This is a genomic window from Pectobacterium sp. HCp5_1 (assembly GCF_032905925.1).
Lineage (GTDB): Bacteria > Pseudomonadota > Gammaproteobacteria > Enterobacterales > Enterobacteriaceae > Pectobacterium > Pectobacterium brasiliense_A.
In genome coordinates, this window is sequence record NZ_JAUMIO010000016.1 from 68,969 (window position 1) to 91,583 (window position 22,615).

At 51.6% G+C, this 22,615-nt stretch carries 24 protein-coding genes; 10 read left to right on the forward strand and 14 right to left on the reverse strand.

Annotated features, from left to right (window positions below):
- Positions 1–80: 80 nt before the first annotated feature.
- Positions 81–1,520 (reverse strand): aspartate ammonia-lyase, encoded by a 1,440-nt coding sequence (gene aspA / locus Q3A88_RS12680; protein WP_014914062.1) that lies wholly within the window; start codon positions 1,518–1,520, stop codon positions 81–83.
- Between the two features lie 514 nt (positions 1,521–2,034).
- Between aspA and Q3A88_RS12685 the strand changes: the two genes are divergently transcribed.
- From Q3A88_RS12685 to ubiA, 5 genes are all read left to right on the forward strand, one after another.
- Complete coding sequence (locus Q3A88_RS12685; protein WP_317178032.1) at positions 2,035–2,517, forward strand: FxsA family protein; 483 nt, start codon at positions 2,035–2,037, stop codon at positions 2,515–2,517.
- Positions 2,518–2,770: 253 nt separating this feature from the next.
- Positions 2,771–3,064, forward strand: a complete 294-nt coding sequence (locus tag Q3A88_RS12690) for a co-chaperone GroES (RefSeq protein WP_005971295.1) — start codon at positions 2,771–2,773, stop codon at positions 3,062–3,064.
- Positions 3,065–3,109: 45 nt separating this feature from the next.
- The gene (gene groL / locus Q3A88_RS12695; RefSeq protein WP_010282899.1) at positions 3,110–4,756 is read left to right on the forward strand and encodes a chaperonin GroEL; all 1,647 of its coding nucleotides are present in this window, start codon (positions 3,110–3,112) and stop codon (positions 4,754–4,756) included.
- Between the two features lie 263 nt (positions 4,757–5,019).
- Positions 5,020–5,529 (forward strand): chorismate lyase, encoded by a 510-nt coding sequence (gene ubiC, locus Q3A88_RS12700; RefSeq protein ID WP_317178033.1) that lies wholly within the window; start codon positions 5,020–5,022, stop codon positions 5,527–5,529.
- Between the two features lie 34 nt (positions 5,530–5,563).
- Complete coding sequence (ubiA, locus tag Q3A88_RS12705; protein ID WP_317178034.1) at positions 5,564–6,427, forward strand: 4-hydroxybenzoate octaprenyltransferase; 864 nt, start codon at positions 5,564–5,566, stop codon at positions 6,425–6,427.
- A gap of 140 nt (positions 6,428–6,567) precedes the next feature.
- On the opposite strand, the gene plsB is transcribed toward ubiA, so the two are convergent.
- A complete protein-coding gene (gene plsB / locus Q3A88_RS12710; RefSeq protein ID WP_317178035.1) occupies positions 6,568–9,081 on the reverse strand; it encodes a glycerol-3-phosphate 1-O-acyltransferase PlsB in 2,514 nt (837 codons plus the stop codon).
- Between the two features lie 126 nt (positions 9,082–9,207).
- Between plsB and Q3A88_RS12715 the strand changes: the two genes are divergently transcribed.
- The 3 genes from Q3A88_RS12715 to Q3A88_RS12725 all read left to right on the forward strand — a co-directional run bounded on the left by Q3A88_RS12715 (position 9,208) and on the right by Q3A88_RS12725 (position 10,951).
- Positions 9,208–9,573: a diacylglycerol kinase gene (locus Q3A88_RS12715; protein WP_039282393.1), complete on the forward strand. Its 366-nt coding sequence runs from the start codon at positions 9,208–9,210 to the stop codon at positions 9,571–9,573.
- A gap of 110 nt (positions 9,574–9,683) precedes the next feature.
- Positions 9,684–10,292 (forward strand): transcriptional repressor LexA, encoded by a 609-nt coding sequence (gene lexA, locus Q3A88_RS12720; RefSeq protein ID WP_010282910.1) that lies wholly within the window; start codon positions 9,684–9,686, stop codon positions 10,290–10,292.
- A gap of 449 nt (positions 10,293–10,741) precedes the next feature.
- Positions 10,742–10,951, forward strand: a complete 210-nt coding sequence (locus tag Q3A88_RS12725; RefSeq protein WP_010298839.1) for a CsbD family protein — start codon at positions 10,742–10,744, stop codon at positions 10,949–10,951.
- A 57-nt stretch (positions 10,952–11,008) separates the two neighbouring features.
- On the opposite strand, the gene zur is transcribed toward Q3A88_RS12725, so the two are convergent.
- Entirely contained in the window at positions 11,009–11,518 is a 510-nt protein-coding gene (zur, locus tag Q3A88_RS12730; RefSeq protein WP_039496818.1) for a zinc uptake transcriptional repressor Zur, read from the reverse strand.
- 147 nt (positions 11,519–11,665) lie between these two features.
- Positions 11,666–12,364 (reverse strand): pirin family protein, encoded by a 699-nt coding sequence (locus Q3A88_RS12735; protein ID WP_110163447.1) that lies wholly within the window; start codon positions 12,362–12,364, stop codon positions 11,666–11,668.
- A gap of 113 nt (positions 12,365–12,477) precedes the next feature.
- Here Q3A88_RS12735 and Q3A88_RS12740 point away from each other — a divergent pair, with 113 nt between their 5' ends.
- Positions 12,478–13,374, forward strand: a complete 897-nt coding sequence (locus tag Q3A88_RS12740; protein WP_100017622.1) for a LysR family transcriptional regulator — start codon at positions 12,478–12,480, stop codon at positions 13,372–13,374.
- Between the two features lie 81 nt (positions 13,375–13,455).
- Here Q3A88_RS12740 and Q3A88_RS12745 read toward each other — a convergent pair whose 3' ends face one another.
- From Q3A88_RS12745 to Q3A88_RS12790, 10 genes are all read right to left on the reverse strand, one after another.
- The gene (locus tag Q3A88_RS12745; RefSeq protein WP_039461661.1) at positions 13,456–14,451 is read right to left on the reverse strand and encodes a glutathione S-transferase family protein; all 996 of its coding nucleotides are present in this window, start codon (positions 14,449–14,451) and stop codon (positions 13,456–13,458) included.
- 108 nt (positions 14,452–14,559) lie between these two features.
- A complete protein-coding gene (locus tag Q3A88_RS12750) occupies positions 14,560–14,955 on the reverse strand; it encodes a DoxX family protein (RefSeq protein WP_010282928.1) in 396 nt (131 codons plus the stop codon).
- Positions 14,956–15,229: 274 nt separating this feature from the next.
- Positions 15,230–15,520, reverse strand: coding sequence for a YqjK-like family protein (locus Q3A88_RS12755; RefSeq protein WP_317178036.1), 291 nt, complete (start codon positions 15,518–15,520; stop codon positions 15,230–15,232).
- Entirely contained in the window at positions 15,517–15,912 is a 396-nt protein-coding gene (locus Q3A88_RS12760) for a phage holin family protein (protein ID WP_317178037.1), read from the reverse strand. Before Q3A88_RS12760 ends, Q3A88_RS12755 begins: the two co-directional genes overlap by 4 nt.
- 13 nt (positions 15,913–15,925) lie before the next feature.
- The gene (locus Q3A88_RS12765) at positions 15,926–16,231 is read right to left on the reverse strand and encodes a YqjD family protein (protein WP_005971326.1); all 306 of its coding nucleotides are present in this window, start codon (positions 16,229–16,231) and stop codon (positions 15,926–15,928) included.
- Between the two features lie 173 nt (positions 16,232–16,404).
- The gene (locus Q3A88_RS12770) at positions 16,405–16,794 is read right to left on the reverse strand and encodes a DUF1090 domain-containing protein (RefSeq protein WP_317178038.1); all 390 of its coding nucleotides are present in this window, start codon (positions 16,792–16,794) and stop codon (positions 16,405–16,407) included.
- Positions 16,795–16,799: 5 nt separating this feature from the next.
- A complete protein-coding gene (gene mzrA / locus Q3A88_RS12775) occupies positions 16,800–17,195 on the reverse strand; it encodes an EnvZ/OmpR regulon moderator MzrA (RefSeq protein ID WP_039504343.1) in 396 nt (131 codons plus the stop codon).
- A gap of 2 nt (positions 17,196–17,197) precedes the next feature.
- Complete coding sequence (locus Q3A88_RS12780; protein ID WP_014914076.1) at positions 17,198–17,881, reverse strand: DedA family protein; 684 nt, start codon at positions 17,879–17,881, stop codon at positions 17,198–17,200.
- 501 nt (positions 17,882–18,382) lie between these two features.
- Positions 18,383–19,159 carry a transcriptional regulator ExuR gene (gene exuR / locus Q3A88_RS12785; RefSeq protein WP_110163451.1) on the reverse strand — a complete coding sequence of 259 codons (777 nt, stop codon included), beginning with the start codon at positions 19,157–19,159 and terminating at the stop codon, positions 18,383–18,385.
- Positions 19,160–19,369: 210 nt separating this feature from the next.
- Positions 19,370–20,671, reverse strand: a complete 1,302-nt coding sequence (locus Q3A88_RS12790) for an MFS transporter (protein ID WP_110163452.1) — start codon at positions 20,669–20,671, stop codon at positions 19,370–19,372.
- A 414-nt stretch (positions 20,672–21,085) separates the two neighbouring features.
- Between Q3A88_RS12790 and uxaC the strand changes: the two genes are divergently transcribed.
- Positions 21,086–22,495, forward strand: coding sequence for a glucuronate isomerase (uxaC, locus tag Q3A88_RS12795; RefSeq protein ID WP_039504345.1), 1,410 nt, complete (start codon positions 21,086–21,088; stop codon positions 22,493–22,495).
- Positions 22,496–22,615 lie beyond the last annotated feature (120 nt).

The following is a 22,615-nucleotide window of genomic DNA, read 5'->3' on the forward strand; positions in this document are numbered from 1 at the left end:
TCTTATGGCTGTATGCAGCAAAAAATAAAGGCACGGCGTTCTTCGTGAACGGACGTGCCTGTGGGTATTAGATGCCGGTGTTAGGGAAGCTCGTTTTCATCGGTGTAGCGTTTGGCTTTGTACGCCGGATGCATCAGGTTCTGGATGGAGAAAATGTCATCCAGTTCGGCTTCCGTCAGCAGGCCGCGCTCCAGGACAACTTCACGCACGCTTTTCCCCGTTTCCGCGCAGATTCTGCCGACGATATCACCGTTGTGGTGGCCTATGAACGGGTTCAGGTACGTTACAATTCCGATGGAATTGAAGACATAGGCTTCACAGACGCTCTTATTGGCGGTGATGCCGTTGACGCATTTCTCCAGCAGGTTGTAGCAGGCGTTGGTCAGAATGTGGGTCGATTCAAACATCGCCTGACCGATGACCGGCTCCATCACGTTTAGCTGTAATTGCCCGGCTTCTGACGCCATCGTGACGCAGGTGTCGTTACCGATGACCTTGAAGCACACCTGATTGACGACTTCCGGCACGACCGGATTCACTTTGGCGGGCATAATCGAGGAACCCGCTTGTAGCTCCGGCAGATTGATTTCATTCAGGCCTGCACGAGGGCCGGAAGAGAGCAGACGCAGGTCATTACAGATCTTTGACAGCTTCACGGCCAGACGCTTCAGCGAACTGTGTACCATCACATAGGCACCGCAGTCTGACGTGGCTTCGATTAAATCTTCTGCTGGCACACAGGGCAGGCCGCTGACTTCCGCCAGACGCTGCACCGCCAGTTGCTGATAGCCGTCTGGCGTGTTCAGGCGCGTACCGATTGCGGTCGCGCCCAGATTGACTTCAAGCAGCAGTTCCGACGTGCGCAGCAGGTTTTTGATTTCTTCCTGCAACAGCACGTTAAACGCATGAAATTCCTGGCCGAGCGTCATCGGTACGGCGTCCTGCAACTGGGTGCGGCCCATTTTCAGCACGTCTTCAAATTCTTTGGCTTTGCGCTCGAACCCATCGCTCAACTTCGCTATCGCCTCCGTCAGCTTCAGGACGGACGCGTAGACTGCGATACGAAATCCAGTAGGGTAGGCGTCATTGGTGGACTGGCATTTGTTCAGGTGATCGTTGGGGTTCAGGTACTGGTATTCGCCTTTCTGGTGGCCCATCAGCTCCAGACCAATATTGGCTAATACTTCGTTGGTATTCATATTGACCGACGTGCCAGCGCCCCCTTGATAGACATCGACCGGGAACTGATCCATGCATTTGCCGTTATTCAGCACTTCATCACAGGCGCGGATGATGACGTCGGCGATTTTTTTCGGGATAGTTTGCAGCTCTCTGTTCGCTAGCGCTGCGGCTTTCTTCACCATGACCATACCGCGCACGAACTCGGGTATGTCGCTGATTTTATTGTTACTGATATAGAAGTTTTCGACAGCGCGCAGCGTGTGAACGCCATAATACGCGTCTGCGGGAACTTCTCGGGTGCCTAACAGGTCTTCTTCAATACGGATGTTTTCTGACATGAGCGTGCCTATCCTGTTGTGCGACTAGTGATGCAATTAGACGTTGTGGGCTGGTGTGTCGGGCGGCGTTATCTCGAAAAGCCAAAAGCCATTATCTCGAAAAACAATGTGGTCTCGGATAAAGCGTCTTATCGCGGCAATAGTCTCGGGATGTTTGACCAACCAGGAATCCATTGCCGTGAGGATATGTCGTTACGACAGCGAAAAACAGGTGTTTAGATCACTATACTGGCGTTCTCTACCACGACGGTAAATGAACTGTGACTGTAGTCACGAGTCACTATTTTAGAACAATAATCGTAGGGCGGCGGCTTGAAAATGCGCAAAGCCGTACCCATTTCAGTAAATCATGATGTGTCGGATCGCAGAGCAGGCGCGCATTTTACCTAATCCATTGGTAGTAAATCCGATGGGTGGTAAAGCGTACTGGGTTTTCAATAGCGATGGCTTAACACGTTCTTATTAACAGACGTTTTTATTAAAACAGTACGCGTAAAACACACAGGAGTACCGGGTGCGCTGGTTACCGTTATTACTTATTTTTCTTTTGGCTTACATCGAGATATCGCTGTTTATTCAGGTGGCTGAGGTGCTTGGCGTCGCCATGACGCTGCTGCTGGTTGTCTTCACGTCCTGCGTGGGCGTCTCGTTGGTGCGTAATCAGGGGATGAAAACGCTGGTGCAGATGCAGCAGAAAATGGCGGCAGGTGAAAGCCCTGCGGCCGAGATGGTAAAAAGCGTTTCACTGGTGCTGGCGGGCTTCCTGCTCCTGATTCCGGGCTTCCTGACTGACTTTCTGGGGCTGCTGTTACTCCTGCCGCCGGTACAGAAAAGGCTGACGCTCAAGCTGATGCCTCACTTGCATGTCTGGCGTTCTGGTTCTGGATCGGGCCCCGGTGCGTCGTCTTCCGGCGGTAACACCTTTGAAGGTGAATATCAGCGCAAGGATGGCGGGCGCGCAAATATTGAACACCGTGACGATAGTGACAACCGTTAACGTCAAGACGAATTGAAAAGCAGGTAAGGATTATCATATTGATAATCCTTATTTTTTATCAGATGTCAGCGACAGGCCGACACCTAACGCAAAAAAAATGAATTTTTTCCCTTGAAGGGCGGTGAAACGCCCCCACTTAGAACACCACAAGGCCGATTATGAAAAGCATAATCGTTATGAAACATAGTTGTTATGAAGACATAGTCGGCGTTTATCCTAAACCGATATGGACTTTCTCAAAGGAGAGCTATCAATGAATATTCGTCCATTGCATGACCGCGTGATCGTCAAGCGCAAAGAAGTTGAGTCAAAATCTGCTGGCGGTATCGTACTGACTGGTTCCGCTGCTGGTAAATCTACCCGCGGTGAAGTGCTGGCCGTAGGTCACGGACGTATCCTGGAAAATGGCGAAGTGAAGCCGCTGGATGTGAAAGTTGGCGACATCGTTATTTTCAATGATGGCTATGGCGTGAAAGCAGAGAAGATTGATAACGAAGAAGTGTTGATCATGTCTGAAAGCGACATTCTGGCAATTGTTGAAGCGTAATTGCGCGTAATCATCTGAACTGAAAGAATTTGAGGGAAATAGACCATGGCAGCTAAAGACGTAAAATTCGGTAATGACGCTCGCGTGAAAATGCTGCGCGGCGTAAATGTACTGGCTGATGCAGTGAAGGTTACCCTGGGCCCGAAAGGCCGTAATGTCGTGTTGGATAAATCCTTCGGTGCACCGACCATTACTAAAGACGGCGTATCTGTTGCGCGTGAAATCGAGCTGGAAGACAAGTTCGAGAACATGGGGGCACAGATGGTGAAAGAAGTTGCCTCTAAAGCGAATGACGCAGCAGGCGACGGCACCACGACCGCAACCGTATTGGCGCAGGCTATCATCACTGAAGGCCTGAAAGCTGTTGCAGCGGGCATGAACCCGATGGATCTGAAGCGCGGTATCGATAAAGCCGTTATCGCCGCTGTTGAAGAGCTGAAAGCACTGTCTGTACCGTGCTCTGACTCTAAAGCTATCGCTCAGGTTGGTACCATCTCTGCTAACTCCGACGAAACCGTAGGCAAAATGATTGCCGAAGCCATGGACAAAGTCGGTAAAGAAGGTGTGATCACCGTTGAAGAAGGTACCGGTCTGCAAGACGAGCTGGACGTGGTTGAAGGTATGCAGTTCGACCGTGGCTACCTGTCTCCGTACTTCATCAACAAGCCGGAAACCGGTGCTGTAGAACTGGAAAGCCCGTTCATCCTGCTTGCTGACAAAAAAATCTCCAACATCCGCGAAATGCTGCCAGTACTGGAAGCGGTAGCGAAAGCCGGCAAACCGCTGGTTATCGTTGCTGAAGATGTTGAAGGCGAAGCGCTGGCAACGCTGGTGGTTAACACCATGCGTGGCATCGTTAAAGTGGCTGCGGTGAAAGCGCCGGGCTTCGGCGACCGTCGTAAAGCAATGCTGCAAGATATCGCGACGCTGACTGGCGGTACCGTTATCTCTGAAGAGATCGGTCTGGAGCTGGAAAAAGCGACGCTGGAAGATCTGGGTCAGGCAAAACGCGTTGTGATCAACAAAGACACCACTACCATCATCGATGGCACGGGTGAAGAAGCTGCGATCCAGGGCCGTGTTGCTCAGATCCGTCAGCAGGTTGAAGAAGCAACGTCTGATTACGACAAAGAAAAACTGCAAGAGCGTGTGGCTAAACTGGCTGGCGGCGTAGCCGTTATCAAAGTTGGCGCAGCAACTGAAGTTGAAATGAAAGAGAAGAAAGCACGCGTTGAAGATGCCCTGGCTGCGACTCGCGCCGCGGTAGAAGAAGGCGTGGTTGCGGGTGGTGGTGTTGCGCTGGTTCGCGTTGCAGCTAAACTGGCTTCTCTGACTGCTCAAAACGAAGACCAGAACGTGGGTATCAAAGTTGCGCTGCGCGCGATGGAAGCGCCACTGCGTCAGATCGTTTCCAACGCTGGCGAAGAGCCATCTGTGGTTGCGAACAGCGTTAAAGCAGGCGAAGGTAACTACGGTTACAACGCAGCAACTGAAGAATACGGCAACATGATCGACTTCGGTATCCTGGATCCAACCAAAGTCACCCGTTCTGCGCTGCAGTTCGCGGCTTCCGTTGCTGGTCTGATGATCACCACCGAATGTATGGTTACCGACCTGCCGAAAAGCGATGCACCTGACTTAGGTGGCGCTGGTGGTATGGGCGGCATGGGTGGTATGGGCGGCATGATGTAATGTGACATCTTGTTGCCGGAAGCCATTTTCTGGTGACAGGAGTCAGGTTACAGAAGCTCGTCTTTCTGTCCTTCAAAGAGCACTATCTGGTCGCGAGACTGGGTGGTGCTTTTTTTATGCGCTGCATTGCTGAAATGTTGCCGTATCGTTGATGAATGCGTTTATCGCGTGTTATCGGGGGAAGCATTCTGCGCTACAATGGCGAAGTTACTTTATTTACGAATACCTTTTTATTCAAAACAACCCTGTTCGGAGTAGGGACAATGTCTGACGATGCGTCTACGCTTCTGCGCTCTATTTCCTGGTTTACTGAGCCCCCTTCGGTATTACCTGAGCACATTGGTGACTGGCTGATGGAAACCGGCTCCATGACGCGGCGACTTGAAAAATATTGTGCCCAACTGAAGACCATCCTGTGCAGTGAGAAATTCATTACGCCACAGGCGCTGGGCGAAGAACGCGAACAGCTGCCGTACAGTGAACGTTACTGGCTGCGTGAAGTGGTGCTGTATGGTGACGATCGTCCCTGGCTTTTTGGCCGTACCATTGTTCCGCAACAGACGCTCGACGGCACGGATTCAGCCCTGACGAAAATAGGCAATCAGCCGCTAGGCCGCTACCTGTTTGGGCAAAAGGCGCTGACGCGTGACTATATTCATACCGGATGCAGTGAAGGCTTATGGGCGCGGCGTTCCCGCCTGTGTGTCTCGTGTTATCCGTTACTGTTGACCGAGCTTTTCTTACCGGAATCACCGATTTATTTCAGCCGGTGATGAAGGTTGGCAGGTAATTTGAGGAGATAAATCCTTGGAAAGAAGTGTTACAGCAGGGAAATGGCTGGCTTATTGTCGCTTGATGCGAATTGATAAACCGATAGGTTCTCTGTTGCTGCTGTGGCCAACGCTATGGGCGCTGTGGCTAGCGGGAGGTGGGGCACCTGCACCGTGGACGCTGTTTGTTTTTGTCGCTGGCGTTTTCTTGATGCGTGCGGCGGGCTGCGTCATCAATGATTATGCCGATCGCCATTTTGACGGCCATGTAAAACGTACCGCTTCTCGCCCATTGCCCAGCGGTGAGGTGAGTGAACGAGCGGCCAAAATATTGTTTGTCGTGCTGGTCTTGCTGGCGTTTGGCTTGGTGCTGACACTGAATAAGATGACGATCTGGCTGTCCGTTGCGGGGCTGGTTCTGGCGTGGGTCTACCCGTTCATGAAACGGGTCAGCCATCTTCCTCAGTTTGTGCTGGGCGCGGCGTTTGGCTGGTCAATCCCGATGGCTTACGCGGCGGTGAGTGAAAGCCTGCCAGCGAGCTGCTGGATGATGTTTGTCGCGTATATTTGCTGGACGGTCGCCTACGATACCCAATATGCGATGGTGGATCGTGATGACGACCTGAAGATCGGCGTGAAATCTACCGCGATCCTATTTGGCCGGTTTGACAATATCATCATTGGGTTGCTGCAGTTCAGTATGCTGGCGTTGCTGCTGATTTTAGGAAAGATCAGCGGATTGGGAACCCCCTACTACATTTCGCTGCTGGTGGCTGCGGGGATGTTTGTTTACCAGCAAATCCTGACCGCTGGGCGCGAGCGTGATGCCTGTTTCAAAGCCTTTCACAATAATAAATACGCGGGTATGGCGATATTTATTGGCGTACTGTTTGGCCTATAGGGCTAACCGACAGAGACAAAAAAAAGCAGCGATTTCTCGCTGCTTTTTTTATGGTGGAATGCTCAGAAGTGTTTGTCATGCCATATGTATTCACGGCTTGATGGCGGTATGTTATCCGCCATTTTCCCGTGACTGTCCGGTTAATCCTGCTTTGTTTCTTCGACCTTTTCTACCGGCTGACTACTGGTTTCCACCTGACTATTGGTTTCAACCCGACTGGCGGCTTCCATCTCAGCGGATGAGCTGGCGCTTTCAATGGTCAACCGAACTTCCGGGGTGATCAGATCGCCGAGGATATTGTAGATTGCCACGATATCGCCTTGTGCCGCTTCCGCACTGTCGGTGATATATCCTTCTGTACGTAAGGTCGCGACCAGCGTTGAGAACACCGCTTTATCAAAGAATTCCGGCGCGTTGATACCGTGCAGGACGGACAGACGCTGTGCCATGTTCCGGCTTTCTTTCTCCAGCGTTCCACGGTTGATCCCTGGGTTCGCACACAGTAAAGACAGCGTGATTGCATAGCGTTGCAGCGTTTCACGCACGCCTGCTGACAGCAGTTGCAGCGTACGGATGCGTGGCGGATTGATGGCTAATTGACCGTCACGGCTGCACAGCAGCTCTTGTCGAATCAGTTCATTAGCCAGCGTCTCCAGCACGTCCGGCAACTGCTCTTTGGAATAGTGCAGGAACAGCTCGGCTTGTAGCAGCGGATAGATCAGCGCGATCTGTCGTACTACTTCGGCAAGCGTAATCCGGCGATGGTGGATGACGATGCTGGCGATCAGCGACGGCAAGACCAACAGGTGCTGGATGTTATTGCGGTAGTACGTCATCAGTACCGCCTGCTCGCGCGGCAGAATGATGATATCGCCAATGCTATCCTTCTCGACTTCAAACTTGTTCATGCCCAGCGCGTGTTCCAGCAGTTCATCCGCTGTCTTCTTCGGTGCCGTAATATCTTTGTGATAAGGCACCTGGCGCAGCAACTGGAGGTAGCAATCCAGCTGTTCGTGCATTTGTTCACGCGTCAGCGAGCGCTGGCGCGAGGCTAATAAAGCCGTAGAGCACAGGTTCATCGCGTTTGCTGCCGCAGAATTGTTGATGCGCACCATGATATCCATAGAGATATCCTGCACCGTCGGCGTTAGCCAACTCGGGCGCTGTGCCTCGATGGGATCGATCGCGTCACGCCACTGCGGAACATGCTGGTTCAGGTAGGTTGTCAGCGGGAGGGGCTCACCGAAGTTCACGTACCCTTGGCCGAGATTACGCAGTTTGCGTAAACCGCGCACCATCTGCATAAAGCCTTCTTTTTCCTTCACCGCACCGCGCAGCTCTTTCGCATAGGTGCCGACTTCCATCACATGCTCGTAACCGACATAAATCGGTACCAGCGTGATAGGGCGTGTGCCGCCTCTCAGCATGGCCTGAATGGTCATCGCCAGCGTACCGGTTTTCGGCTCTAACAGACGGCCCGTGCGTGAACGTCCGCCTTCCATAAAGTATTCAACCGAATAACCGCGGGCAAACAGCTCACCCAGATATTCACGGAAAATCGTGGAATACAGTTTGTTGCCTTTGAAGGTACGGCGAATAAAGAACGCGCCAAGACGGCGGAAGATCGGTCCTGCTGGCCAGAAATTCAGGTTGATGCCGGCGGCGATGTGTGGAGGCACTAAGCCTTGATGGTACAGGACGTAGGATAGCAGCAGATAATCCATGTGGCTGCGGTGGCAGGGCACATAGACAATACCGTGACCATCCTGCGCCAGTTGGCGAACGCGTTCGGCGTTGTGGACGTTAATCCCTTGATAAAGGCGGTTCCACGTCCAGCTTAATACGCGATCCGACAGACGCACGGCTTCGTAGGAGAAGTCAGCGGCGATTTCTTCCATCAGCGCAATAGCGTTCTGCTGCGCTTTCTCAGTAGAAATCTTCTTACTGCGCGCCTCATCGTCCACGGCTTTCTTGATCGCTTTGGAATCCAGCAGCTTGTTAAATAGCTCCTGACGCACCGGCAAACGTGGTCCAACTGCCGCCAAACGTTGGCGGGAGAAGTGCATACGTGCGACACGCGCCAGTTTGTGGGCTATGGTTTTGTCAGTACCATGCTCGGTCGCCATATAGCGTAGCGACACCGGGCTGGAGAAGCGGACAAAGCTGTCGCGGCCTAGCCACAGGACGGCGAAGAATTTCTCGATACCGTTGAGCAAGCGCAGGTGTGGTGCGGCCTGAGCGTGGCCTTCCCGACCCGGAGAACGCCCAAACATCACAGAAACCGGCACCATCTGTACGTCTAAATCTGGATTGGCACGATGCAAATCCAGGTAGTCGTGGAACAGCTTGACGGATTTCTGTTTGGGAACGTAATAGCGGAAGACGCGCGGCCCGTCATTAATAAAGACGTGGCTAGGCAGTTCGACGCCATTGAATTCGAACGACTGCGAGGGATCGGGTAGCCCCAATGCCAGGCATTTCGCTCGTAGCGTCAAGAGATCCGCCTGAGAGTTATAAGGCAGAACATAGAGTATAGGACGTGAGGGATCTAACCCCAGCTCGACCACCGGATCTGCGGGAATAACTTTGCTCTTCACCAGCAGTTTCAGTGGGAGATTCAATAATTTATAGTAAATTTTACGCCAACCTGACATAACAACATGGAGCCTCTTGTTAGCAATGCGCCGCAAGGATACCAGAAACTGCGCCGGAGATCTGTGGTGATGAGACAACGTAAGCGCGTTAAAATGCGAACTATTTTGCGTAATAATGGAGGATAAATGAATAAAGCAACGGGGATGACCCGGATTATTAAGGCGACCGGTTATTCCTTTAAGGGGCTGAAGCAGGCGTGGCAGCATGAGGCGGCATTTCGTCAGGAAACGATACTGACCCTTGTCGGCGTCATTATCGCGTGTTTACTGCCGGTTACACTGGTCGAAAAACTGCTGCTGATTGGGTCTGTGGTACTGATTATGCTGTTTGAGCTGGCCAATAGCGCCATTGAAGCCGTGGTCGATCGCATTGGTCTCGAGCACCACGAATTATCCGGTCGGGCGAAAGATATTGGCTCGGCGGCTGTCTTTGTTGCCATCTTGTTAGCCGCTGTCGTCTGGGGCAGCATCCTCTGGCAACATTTTGCCTGACGGCGCGCATAAATGAGTAAAAGTCAGGAGCTTTACCGATATCTCCATTCCCAATTGTGGCTTACCTGTATATACTCACAGCAAGACTGTATAAACAACCAGGGGGCGGAATGAAAGTATTAACAGCAAGGCAGCAGCAGGTTTATGACCTGATCCGCGATCATATTGCGCAGACCGGAATGCCGCCAACGCGCGCGGAAATTGCTCAACAGCTGGGGTTTCGCTCTCCCAATGCGGCTGAAGAACATCTGAAAGCGCTGGCGCGTAAAGGCGTGATTGAGATTGTATCGGGCGCGTCTCGCGGTATTCGTCTACTGATGGAAGAAGAGACGGGTATTCCTTTGGTTGGTCGCGTGGCCGCAGGTGAACCGCTGTTGGCACAGGAACATATCGAGTGTCACTATCAGGTTGACCCTGCGATGTTCAAACCCAGCGCTGATTTCTTGCTGCGGGTGAGCGGTATGTCGATGAAAGATATCGGTATTATGGATGGTGATTTACTGGCCGTGCATAAAACAGAAGATGTGCGTAACGGTCAGATTGTCGTCGCGCGTATTGACGATGAAGTGACGGTGAAGCGCTTGAAAAAGCAGGGCAATACGGTACACCTCCTCGCTGAAAATGAAGAGTTTGCCCCGATTGTTGTCGATTTACGTCAGCAAAGCTTTTCGATAGAAGGCTTGGCGGTTGGCGTGATTCGTAACAGCGACTGGAGCTAACCATTCGCAGAGATGCACTGCTCGTCTGTCTGGGTCAGTGCATCATGTTCAGTCTGTTAATCTGCCAACCATATATATTTAGTTACATTTCGCGCGCGTTTTCTACGATCCCCATTACCCTTCTGTTTTTTCACTGCTTTTTTGGGTGATATTCCCTTTCTCAACGTTCATTCCAGTCACAGATTCCTGATTTTCCATGTTAAATGAAATATTCGACTATAATTTTTATCAAGGTAAGCATTTTTATCTTGATTGATCGTTTGCCGATTGATCATTAGCCATCACATTTAGATAGCCCGGTAATCAAGGGAGACAGTGGCGAAGAGCACCGTCATGGTTCACATAGTTATGATGCTGCTTACTGAATAAAACTATTTATCTAAAACTGACGCATGAGTCGTTAGTCACGATTCGTTTATGCGCAATGCACCTAAGGTACGGAGATTCTTATGAATAAAGACCAAGCCAGCGGTAACTGGAAACAGTTTAAAGGTAAAGCGAAAGAGCAATGGGGCAAATTAACGGATGACGATCTGACGGTCATCGAAGGTAAACGTGACCAACTGGTGGGGAGAATCCAGGAGCGCTACGGGTACGCAAAAGAAGCGGCAGAGAAAGAAGTGAAACACTGGGAAGAGCACCACAAATATCACTGGTAGCTATCACGGGTAACAAAGGTGATGTCTCTCTCCACAGAAAAAACGATAGCCCTTGGGCTATCGTTTTTTAATCGGGACGCTATGGTCGTGATCGCAATGATCCGGCTGCTTGCATGATGCAACTTCCTGACAGCCTCCGCATAACCCGTGTGCTTCCACCACGCTGTGACGCAGCGTAAATCCCGACTGTTGCGCCAGACTACGAAGCGTTTCTTCCACACCTTCGGTTTGACGTTCTGTGACTTGCCCACAGCGGTCGCAGATGAAAAGGGCGGACGTGTGGCTGTGGTCTTCGATATGGTGACACAGCACATAGCTGTTGTTGGATTCGACGCGATGAATGAAGCCTTGTTCCAGCAGAAAATCCAGCGCGCGATAGACAGTCGGTGGTTTCGCCTGAGGTTCAGAAACGCGCAGCAGATCCAGCAGGTCATAAGCGCTGATAGCACCGGACTGCTGTGCCATAAGGCGTAAAACCTCTAACCGCTGCGGCGTGAGACGCACAGCGCGCTGCTGACAAATCTGTTCAGCCTGGGCAAGAAGTTTGTCCTGTTTGGTTGAATCCATTGTCATATCACCCTGACGCATTGAGGAACAAGACGGATATCTTACCACGACTGAATAAAAACGCCGAACTGGCGGCGTTTTCCTGCGAAAACCACTTCATGTAAAAACAACGAACAGAAGTCCCTGCAAAAACAACGAACAGAAGCGTTACACGACCAGATCGATGAGCAGTGCCCGCAAAGGCGACTCTGCCTGTAGCGTCAACGCTGTTTCTTCCTTAATAAAGGCTCCGTCGCCGCAGTGCAGTGTTTCACTGTTCTGATTGCCTTTTACCGCCATTGAACCGTGAATTAGCTGGAGGTATGCCTGATTCCCCTGTAGCGCGATCGTGCTTTGCTCATTCTGCTGGAGATCGACATGATGAACCCAAACCTGCTGGCGCAGTTGCAGGCTGTTGTGTTCACCTTCCGGTGAGGCAAGCAGTGTATGGTTTACTGAACTCAACCCCATGCGCTGCAATGGGCTGTTCTCGCGAGTCTGGCAGGCATTCAGCCATAATTGCAGCCGTGTCAGCGGCTTGTTGGCATTGGTATTATGTTCGCTATAGCTGACGTTTGGCTGTGTGGAGAGCAGCAGCACATCTCCGGCTTTGGCCCGAATGTGGCCGCCGTTGCTGTCGCGGTATTCCGCCTCGCCCTGAAGAATAATGTTCAGAATATCAACCCGTGGGTAGGTTCGCGGCTGGAATGATGCCCCCGGTGCCAATACTTCCTGATTGAGCACGCGCAGAGACGCGTAGCCCAGCAGCTGTGGGTCAAAATAGTGACCAAAAGAGAAGGTATAGCGCGCCTGCAACCAGCCATAGTCGGCCTGACCGCATTGCCCTGCTGCTCTTCGTGTGATCATAATTGTTATCCCCCCAGAGAATTATTTATTGAACTGATAGTAATTGTGTGGACGTTGGATTGTTAGCTAGTTAATCTGGTGGGTATGTTCAAAATTCCTGAATGAGTACGAAGATGGCGAAAGAACGAGCATTGACGCTGGAAGCTTTGAGGGTGATGGATGCGATCGATCGCCGTGGCAGCTTTGCCGCTGCGGCAGACGAGTTGGGTAGGGTGCCTTCGGCACTGAGTTATACCATGCAGAAACTGGAAGAAGAGTTAGATGTGGTGCTGTTCGATCGTTCTGGACATCGTACTAAATTCACGAATGTCGGGCGGATGCTGCTGGAACGCGGACGTATCCTGCTGGAAGCTGCAGATAAACTCACGACGGATGCAGAAGCGCTGGCGCGCGGTTGGGAAACGCATCTGACGATTGTGACGGAAGCGCTAATTCCTACTCAGCGACTTTTCCCGTTAATCGATAAACTGGCGCTTAAAGCCAATACGCAGGTATCGATTCTGACGGAAGTGCTGGCAGGGGCGTGGGAGCGTCTTGAGCAAGGGCGCGCCGATATTGTGATTGCGCCAGACATGCATTTTCGTGCGTCTTCCGAAATGAATACCCGCAAACTGTACACGATGAATAATGTTTATGTCGCCAGCCCAGATCATCCGATTCATCAAGAGCCTGAACCGCTGTCGGATGCCACTCGGGTGAAATACCGTGGGATTGCGATGGCAGATACCGCGCGTGAACGCCCGGTACTGACCGTGCAACTGTTGGATAAACAGCAACGTCTGACGGTGAGTTCACTGGATGATAAACGGCGTGCGCTGCTGGCGGGATTAGGCGTCGCGACCATGCCTTATCCGATGGTTGCGCAAGATATTGCCGAAGGGCGTTTGCTGGTGATCGGGCCTGAGCACCAGATGGAAAGCCAGATCATTATGGCCTGGCGGCGAGACAGCATGGGCGAGGCAAAGTCCTGGTTCCTGCGTGAAATTCCGAAACTGTTGAACCAGCCCTAAATCCCGCACTTTTTGCGGCAAGGTGTGGTTCCGCACCTTGCCGCTCTATTTCGCTACTGCTTAGCGAAACTCGACAAAACCCTAGTATAAATCGACAAACGTCTTATCGCGCTGGTGAGGTTGGTTCAGATCTTGCTCTGGACCCAGCGAAATCACGCCATGTGGATTAATCGTGCCGTGGCTACGATAGTAGTGGTGACGAATGTGCGCCATATCGACGGTATCAGCGATGCCAGGCATCTGATAAATATCACGCAGAAAACCGAACAGATTTGGATAATCGCTCAGGCGATATTTATCGCATTTAAAATGCGTGTGATAGACCGGATCGAAACGAATCAACGTCGTCCACAGCCGCAGGTCGGCTTCGGTTAACTGCTCACCCGTCAGATAGCGCTGTTTTGCCAGAATGCTTTCCAGATCGGAGAGCGCAGCGAAAACGGCGGTGGCAGATTCATCATAGGCTGACTGGCTTGTCGCAAAACCGGCTTTGTACACACCGTTATTGACCTTGTCGTAAATCCAGCCGTTCAATTCGTCAATCTGAGCACGTAGCGCTTCTGGGTAATAATCTCCCGCCGTTGCTCCCACGCCATCAAAAGCGCTATTCAGCATGCGGATGATATCGGCAGATTCGTTACTGACAATGGTGTGCTGCTCAGTATCCCACAGGACAGGTACGGTCACTCGACCGCTGTAGTCTGGCATGGCGTGCAGGTAGAGCTGGTAGAGGAATTCGTGCTGATAGAGTGAGTCACCCGTCGCGGCTTCAAAATCGGTACCGAACGTCCAGCCATGATCGAGCATGAGGGGATGAACCACCGAAACGGCGATGTGATCTTCTAACCCTTTCAACTGTCGCATGAGCAGCGTGCGGTGCGCCCACGGGCAGGCAAGCGAAACATAGAGATGATAACGGCCGGACTGGGCAGGAAAGCCACCTTTGCCGGTTAGGCCGGGTGCGCCATCGGGCGTTACCCAGTTGCGGAATGCGGACTCTGAACGCTTAAAATGGCCGCCGGTAGATTTGGTTTCATACCAGGTATCGTGCCATACGCCGTCAACCAGTTGTCCCATAAATCCTCCCGTTAGTGCGTGATGATAAAACAACGGCAAGCCTTGTATGCTTGCCGTCTCATTCGGTATTCGACTATTAAGTGTAGTACAGGCCGGAAAAGGCTCGTCTTACCACTTTTTGCCCAGCAGGCGGTCGATACTGAATGCGCCTGGGCCTGTTACAGCCAGCAGGAGGTAGCCGCCAGCGATGGTCAGGTTTTTCATGAACATCAGTTGGTTCATGCCTTCCGCAAAGTTAGAGTGGAAAATCAGTGCAGTCAGCAGCGTAAAGCCCGCAGTGAACAGCGCGACGGTACGCGTCAGCAGACCGAACAGAACTGCCAGACCACCACCCAGTTCCAGCAGAATGGTCAGCGGCAGCAGGAAGGACGGCACGCCCATCGCCTGCATATATTGTTGTGTGCCTGCATAGGCATCACCCAGCTTACCGTAACCTGCAACGATAAACAGAATTGGCATTAAGATACGTGCAACCAGCAGTGCAGTACTTTCTAAATTTTTCATCATCTCTCCAATTAATTTTGTTGTGGGCTATGTTGCCCTGTTTTGTTTGTTGTAGCAGGTGTGGTCTGAAAACTTGGCCCGCCATCAGGTTATGGGCAGATAGTATAGAGAGATGATTTGCGCTTCCAGCGAGTATAATTGTTGCTTTATTTCAGAAAAATTGATGTTCAGTGAACTATGCAAGAACGCGCGGTAATGACATGAGCGCGTTAGGTAACAGTCAGATGAAAAATGTCTTATAGATAAGGCAGATAAGCCGAGGCAACAGGAAGGATTACGGACGTGGTTCAAACGTTTTGCGGACGAGTCTGATTGTGCCCCACAGCCCGACGAGGCGGCGTCCCCAGCGAATCATGCGGCTGGGATGGCGCACGCCATAGAGCGCCACGAGGCTGGAACCCACGATCCAGTATTTACGCCACTGCATCAGGCTTTGCCAGCCGCGATCGTAACGGGCGGTGGTATCCAGCCAGTGCTTCTTACCTGCCGATAAATCCAGCCGCTGCTGCTGTATCTGGCGCAGTAGCTGGGTTTTTTCTCTGTCTCGCTGTTGACGCTGGTTCATTTGGAATCGTCCTCCAGCAGCGATCTGTCGGTCGCCAGCTCCTTACGCGTCGCTTTGAGCAAACTGGAACGACGTACCTTCACGAGTGTCCATATACCGCCTATCAGTGCCAGCCCGAGCAATGTGGCGGTAATACACCCCAGCGCAAAGAGGCGATATTGCGGATCGATGCCCCAGATGAGCAGCGCGATCAGGCTCATCATGCCAAAAGCGGCAAAAAGCAGCGTCAGGCCGACCATAATCAGCAACTGAATTAGATTGGCTTTCTCTTCCTCTAATTCAATGACGGCCAGTCGAACGCGGCTTTCCACCATACTGACAATAATGGAGATGATGCGCTGAGCAGAAGCCATGACCCCGCTTGCGGGGCCTTGTTGTGATTTATCCGTCATAGCAATCCGCTAATTAGCGACGAGACAGCAGGACGCCAAGCACGACACCGACTGCTGCGCCAATGCCGACACCGGTCCACGGATTCTGGCGTACATAATCGTCCGCAGATTCAACCGCTTCTTTGGTTTGGGAAGCGATGCGCTCACCGGTATCGCTCAGGCGACTGCGGGTTTCTTTCAGCGCGCTTTCTGCCTTATTGCGCAGCTTGTCGAGTTCCGCTTTAGATTTATCGCTGGAGGTGCTTAATACTTCTTCCAGCGTGTCCGCTAGTGATTTCAATTCGGCGCGTAGGTACTCAGAATTTTGATCTTTAGCCATATTAATAACCCTTCATGTTATAAACCTGAACGTTAACTATAGCTTAAGCTGAGATTTATGCTGCCCTAAACGGTACGGACAATTCTGATAACTCGCTGTAAATTTTAGCGATTTGGTTTTTGAATACAAAATGAACAGTGGACGTGTGTTTTTTAGGGCACTGTGGTGATGGGCTATTGCGATGTACCACGTTCTGCGGCGCGCAATTCCTGCTCGGCTTCAGCGAGCTTTCTTTCGCGCTTGAGGATCTTCTCGGCGTCATCCCCTTTCTGGCGGCTTTCGTTCAGTTCCTGCTGCCGTTCAGCGACGTCTTTGCGTTTTTCCGCAATGGCTTCCTGACGTTTCTCTGCTAATCCGGCATCCGTGCAGTGGGTTTTCACGCCGTCCAATGCCTTCTCTAACCCGTTGATGCGATTCTGATTGCCATGCTTACGCGCTTCATCGATTTGGCGCTGAATCTCTTGCGCTTTCTGCTGACAGGTCTCTACCTGGTTGGCGGTATTCGCCAATGCATGGCCGGAAAGCAGGACGGATAAGGCAATAATGGATGGAGATAGTTTCATCTTCGTTACCCCAGTTTGGATTGTTTCTGTGTCAGTTTCTGCTGCCAGAACGGTGTCGGGGTTGTCACTTGCTGCGCGGTTATCGTGACTTTAGGTAGAGACAAACGCAGGACATCTCTGGCAGCGATACTCTGTTCTGGCGAGGCAAGACGGACGATCAGGCTATCTTGCTCTGGTGTAATGCTTTTGATCGCAATCCCTTTTTCATTGAGACGCTGATACACGTAAAAGCCATCTGGCAACGCTGCACCATCATAAGGCTTGATGTGTAGCATCGCATCGTCCTGGGAGCGGCGTAGTGACTGGGACTGCGTCAATGCAATCATCGGTAGAGCAAGCAATAGCAGTATGCGACCTGCTTTCCTGGAGAAGAGCTTAGAGAATAACCCGCTGATTGACACGGTTAGCTCCCTTTTTCAGCGTTATCTGCTTTAGCGTCACGTTTTTTACGCCACAGGACAAAAAGCGATCCAAACAGGCCGATAAACAGCAGCACCAGCGGCAACATCATCAGGCAGAACATCAGCTCGTCTTCATATTTCAGGAAGACCGTTGTTTTTCCTAAGGCGAAGCCCAGCGTAACCAGAATAAATACCCACAGGAACCCGCTCATCCAGTTAAAGAACTGAAAGCGCGCGTTATTCAGGCCAGACAAGCCTGCGATGGTAGGGAGTAACGTTCTGACAAAAGCCAGAAAACGGCCAACTAAAAGTGCGGACAAACCATGACGGTGGAAGAGTTGGTGGGCGCGTTGGTGATAGTGCGCGGGCAAATGTGATAGCCAGCCCTGAACCACTCCCGTATTGCCAAGCCACCTCCCTTGAATATAGCTGGCCCAACAGCCGAGGCTGGCGGCCGTCGTCAGGAGAAATATCGTAAAAGGGTAATTCATTGTGCCTTTGGCAACGAGGACGCCGACTAAAATGAGCAGGCTATCGCCGGGCAGGAAAGCTGCGGGGAGCAGGCCATTTTCCAGAAAGATAATCAGAAACAGTAATATGTAGATGGTCCATACCAGCTTCGGGTCGGCTAAAATATCGAAATCCTGATGCCAGAGTGCGTTTAACAGTTCTTTGATTAATTCCATCCGGTATTCCTAATACTGCTGTTGCATTTTAGCCTTGGCGACAATCACGCTTCTGGACATGATAAGAGTGAATACAGTGTTAATCCCGTCATACGTCAAGTTGCCTGAAACTCGACGTATTTAGGGTATATCAGGGCACAGGATTATGATTTTTTGATGATCTCTGTTTTTCTGCCTGATAGTGGAGCTGGCGTCTGACTTGATGCTCGCTTTTCGCTGCGAACTCGATAAACAGGCTGCTTGGGGATTGTTTGGTCTTGGCAGACTTTGCATCCAAAGCGACGAATTAAGCGTAAGAAAGACGCGTTAACTGTAACAAAATAGGTGTTACTGAGACAGAAAAATATTACGACAACTGGGGCGGTTTGGGGGGATTTTTCGAAGAAGAGTCGGGATTTCTGCGATATTTTACACTCGCTGACAGAAATCAACGTTTTCTGACTTTTTCCCTTTGGTTCAAAATTTTCCCCCTTCGCTAAAAACAAGGGGGAGGATGCCTATTTAGGGCTTGCCCGTGTGGATCTGGTCAAGGTGGACGACCGGATTCTCGGCGAACATATAGCGGTCGACGTTAAACTCGAAATCATCCGTCGTGGCGCGAAATAGCATCTGTTTGGTATTTTCCAGATGTTGCCACATCGCGAGTTTGGCCGCGTAAGGATCTTTGCGAATCAGTGCCTTAAGGATGCGATCGTGTTCTTCGCACCAGCTTTCAATCGACTTGTCGTCAATGTGCTCATGCAGTTTGCGCCAGTAAGGATTATGAATCCGTTGGCTCCACATTTTCTCGACGATGGTTGCCATCGCGGAGTTCTGTGTTGCCAGCGCGACCTGAACGTGGAATTTGAGATCCCACTGAGAATCACGAAAGCGATCTTCTTGCCGCGCGTATTCCTGAATTTCCATCAGTTGGATGATGTCCTGACGGGTCACCTGCGTGGCCGCAAATTCGGCAATGTTGCTTTCAATAAGCTGGCGGGCCTGAAGCAGCTCAAATGGACCCGCCGCGACAAATTCACTATCGCCGCTATTAATGAACGGATTCTTCTGCTGGTTGGAAATAACGTGAATGCCTGAACCCTTGCGTACTTCAACGTACCCTTCGACTTCCAGCATAATAATCGCTTCACGTACCACGGTGCGGCTGACGTTCATTTCTTCTGAAATATAGCGTTCTGCCGGTAATTTTTCGCCAACCTGGTACATACCGCTTTCGATGCGTTGTTTTAATTCTGCGGCTAACTGCTGGTATAGCCGGCGGGGTTCAGTGAGTGCCATGATGATGTCTACTCTCGATAGATGACGGTCCATGTGCCACGTCAGGGCCTGAGTGTCTATCTCGTTAATCTTTCAGGGATGATTTGTTATACCACTTAATCATAGCAGCAACCAATGTTGTGGTCACAGTTATCGCGGTGTGTTATCGGAGGGAGGTGGCTCACCCAGTCGCAGATCATACCGGATGAGCCAGGATAATGCAGGGATTTATCAGTGCTGGTTGGCTTCTTTCAGCGTTTCCGCCGCGGCGGCGACTTCTGAGGCAGGTTGGTTTTTCAACACTGTCCAGATGACGATAGCACCTAGCAGATCGAAGACGGCCAGTGCAGCAAACAGCGGGCTGAAGCCCAGCGTATCGGCCAGCGCACCGACAACCAGTGCAAACATGGTACTTGCCATCCAGGCTGCCATCCCGGTTAAACCGTTCGCGGTAGCCACTTCATTACGACCAAATACGTCAGATGACAGGGTAATCAGCGCGCCGGACAACGACTGGTGCGCGAAACCGCCGACGCACAGCAGGGCGATGGCGACGTAAGGGCTAGAGAACAGCCCGATCATGCCCGGTGCGATCATCAGTACTGCGCCCATCGTGACCACCAGCTTGCGGGAGACGATCAGGTTCACTTTGAAATATTTCTGGAACAGCATCGGCAGATAACCACCCAGAATGCAGCCGATATCGGCGAACAGCATCGGCATCCAGGCGAACATGGCGATTTCTTTCAGGTTAAAGCCGTAGGCTTTAAACATGAACAGCGGGATCCACGCATTGAATGTTCCCCAGGCAGGTTCAGCCAGAAAACGCGGCAGCGCGATGCCCCAAAACTGACGGTTACGCAGGATCTGCCAGGCGGACATTTTCTTCGCGTTATTGGTTTGGTGCTGCGCTTCTTGCCCGCTAAGAATGTAGTCACGCTCTTCGTCGCTGAGTTTCTTCTGATCTTTCGGGTGCTTATAGAAGATAAGCCAGCAGATGGCCCAGGTCATGCTCAGCGCACCGGTAATGATAAAAGCCATTTCCCAGCTGTGTGCCACTATCGCCCACACGACCAGCGGTGGTGCGATCATGGCGCCGATGGATGACCCCACGTTAAAGTAACCCACTGCAACAGAACGCTCTTTTGCCGGGAACCATTCGCTACTGGCTTTCAGGCCAGCAGGGATCATGGCCGCTTCTGCCATACCGACCGCGCCACGGGCGATCGCCAACCCCCCCCAGCTATTTGCCAGCGCGGTGCCCATACAGAAGATCGCCCACAGAATGGCGAACATGGCATAGCCAATTTTTGTGCCAAGCAAATCCAATACATAGCCGGCGATGGGCTGCATAATGGTATAACAAGCTGAGTAGGCAGCAACGATGTAAGAATACTGCTGTGTAGTGATGTGCAACTGATCCTGTAGCGTCGGTGCGGCGACAGAAATTGCATTACGCGTCAGATATCCCAGCACGGTGCCAATGGTCACCAGGCCGATCATATACCAGCGTAATCCTTTGATTTTACGCATTTACTTTCTCTCCGAGTCAATAAAAACACAGTGATGGCTCTTGAGTGGCGTCACGGTGTGATGTGTCTTGTGATGTTGTGCGACACGTTTTGTTGTTGTGCTGAACAGGAAAACCCTTCTCTTTGTGAGATAGCGATTGAATCCCTGCTTAAGGCAGCGCTACAATAATTTGTCATACAACTTTAAAAGTTGAGTGATATCACAAAACCATTATTTTTATATGGAATAGCGGATTCCTCGCTTAAACCGAGAGAGACAGGCCTTTTACGGCGATAAATGCTGAGTTATTGTACGGTTTGTTACATTTTTGCGATCATGACCTCACAAATACTGTGAGATATCGAGCATAATTGGTGTGATATCTTTTAACGGTCAACTAATTTGGTGCACAAGAAGCACGGTAAGGAAGAGAACATGCCCCAGTTTCTGAGTGAAGATTTTCTGTTAGACAGTGAATTTGCCCGTCGTCTTTATCATGAGTATGCCGTCGACCAACCGATATTTGACTATCACTGCCATTTGCCGCCTGAGCAGATCGCGGAAAACTATCGCTTCAAAAATTTGTATGACATCTGGCTGAAAGGCGATCACTACAAGTGGCGTGCGATGCGCACCAACGGCGTGCCTGAGCGTTTGTGTACCGGTGATGCCAGCGATTGGGAAAAATTTGAAGCCTGGGCTGCTACCGTGCCGCACACTATCGGCAACCCGCTCTACCACTGGACACATCTGGAACTGCGTCGTCCATTCGGCATCACCGGCACGCTGTTGTCGCCGAGCACGGCAAAAGACATTTGGGATCGCTGTAATGCCATGCTGGAGCGCGATGACTTTACCGCGCGCGGCATCATGCAGCAGATGAACGTGAAAATGGTGGGGACGACAGACGATCCGATTGACGATCTGCGCCATCATAAAACCGTTGCTCAGGATTCAAGCTTCTCTATCAAAGTGTTGCCGAGCTGGCGTCCGGATAAAGCGTTCAACATTGAGCTGGCAACCTTCAACGACTACATGGCGAAACTGGGTGAAGTCTCCGATACCGACATTCGTCGTTTCAGCGATCTGCAAACGGCGCTGACCAAGCGTCTGGATCACTTCGCCGCGCACGGCTGTAAAGTGTCTGACCACGCGCTGGATGTGGTGATGTTTGCCGAAGCGGATGACGCCACGCTGGATAGCATTCTGGCGCGTCGCCTTGCTGGCGAAACGCTGAGTGAACATGAAGTGGCACAGTTCAAGACCGGCGTACTGGTCTGGCTGGGGGCGGAATATGCGCGTCGCGGCTGGGTTCAGCAGTACCACATTGGCGCACTGCGCAACAACAACCTGCGTCAGTTCAAACTGCTGGGGCCGGATGTAGGCTTCGATTCCATCAATGACCGTCCGCTGGCGCAGGAACTGTCTCGTCTGCTCAGCAAGCAGAATGAAGAAAACCTGCTGCCGAAAACCATCCTTTACTGCCTGAATCCGCGCGATAACGAAGTGCTCGGCACCATGATCGGTAACTTCCAGGGCGAAGGGATGCCGGGCAAGATGCAATTCGGTTCCGGCTGGTGGTTCAACGATCAGAAGGACGGCATGCAACGTCAAATGACTCAGCTCGCACAGCTTGGTCTGCTGAGCCGCTTCGTCGGTATGCTGACCGATAGCCGTAGCTTCCTGTCTTACACCCGCCATGAATATTTCCGCCGCATTCTGTGCCAGATGATTGGCCGCTGGGTGGAAGATGGCGAAGCGCCAGCCGACCTGCCGTTGCTGGGCGAAATGGTGAAAAACATCTGTTTCGATAACGCTAAAAACTATTTTGCCATCGAGCTGTAATTCCACCGCATCGGTGTGAGTTGCACGAGGGACGCGGCAGTAAGATTCCTAAAGGGGATTACGCCGCGGCTCTCGGTGTCTCGGTCTTTTGTCATCGGCACCGGTGGTGATTCGGTGCGG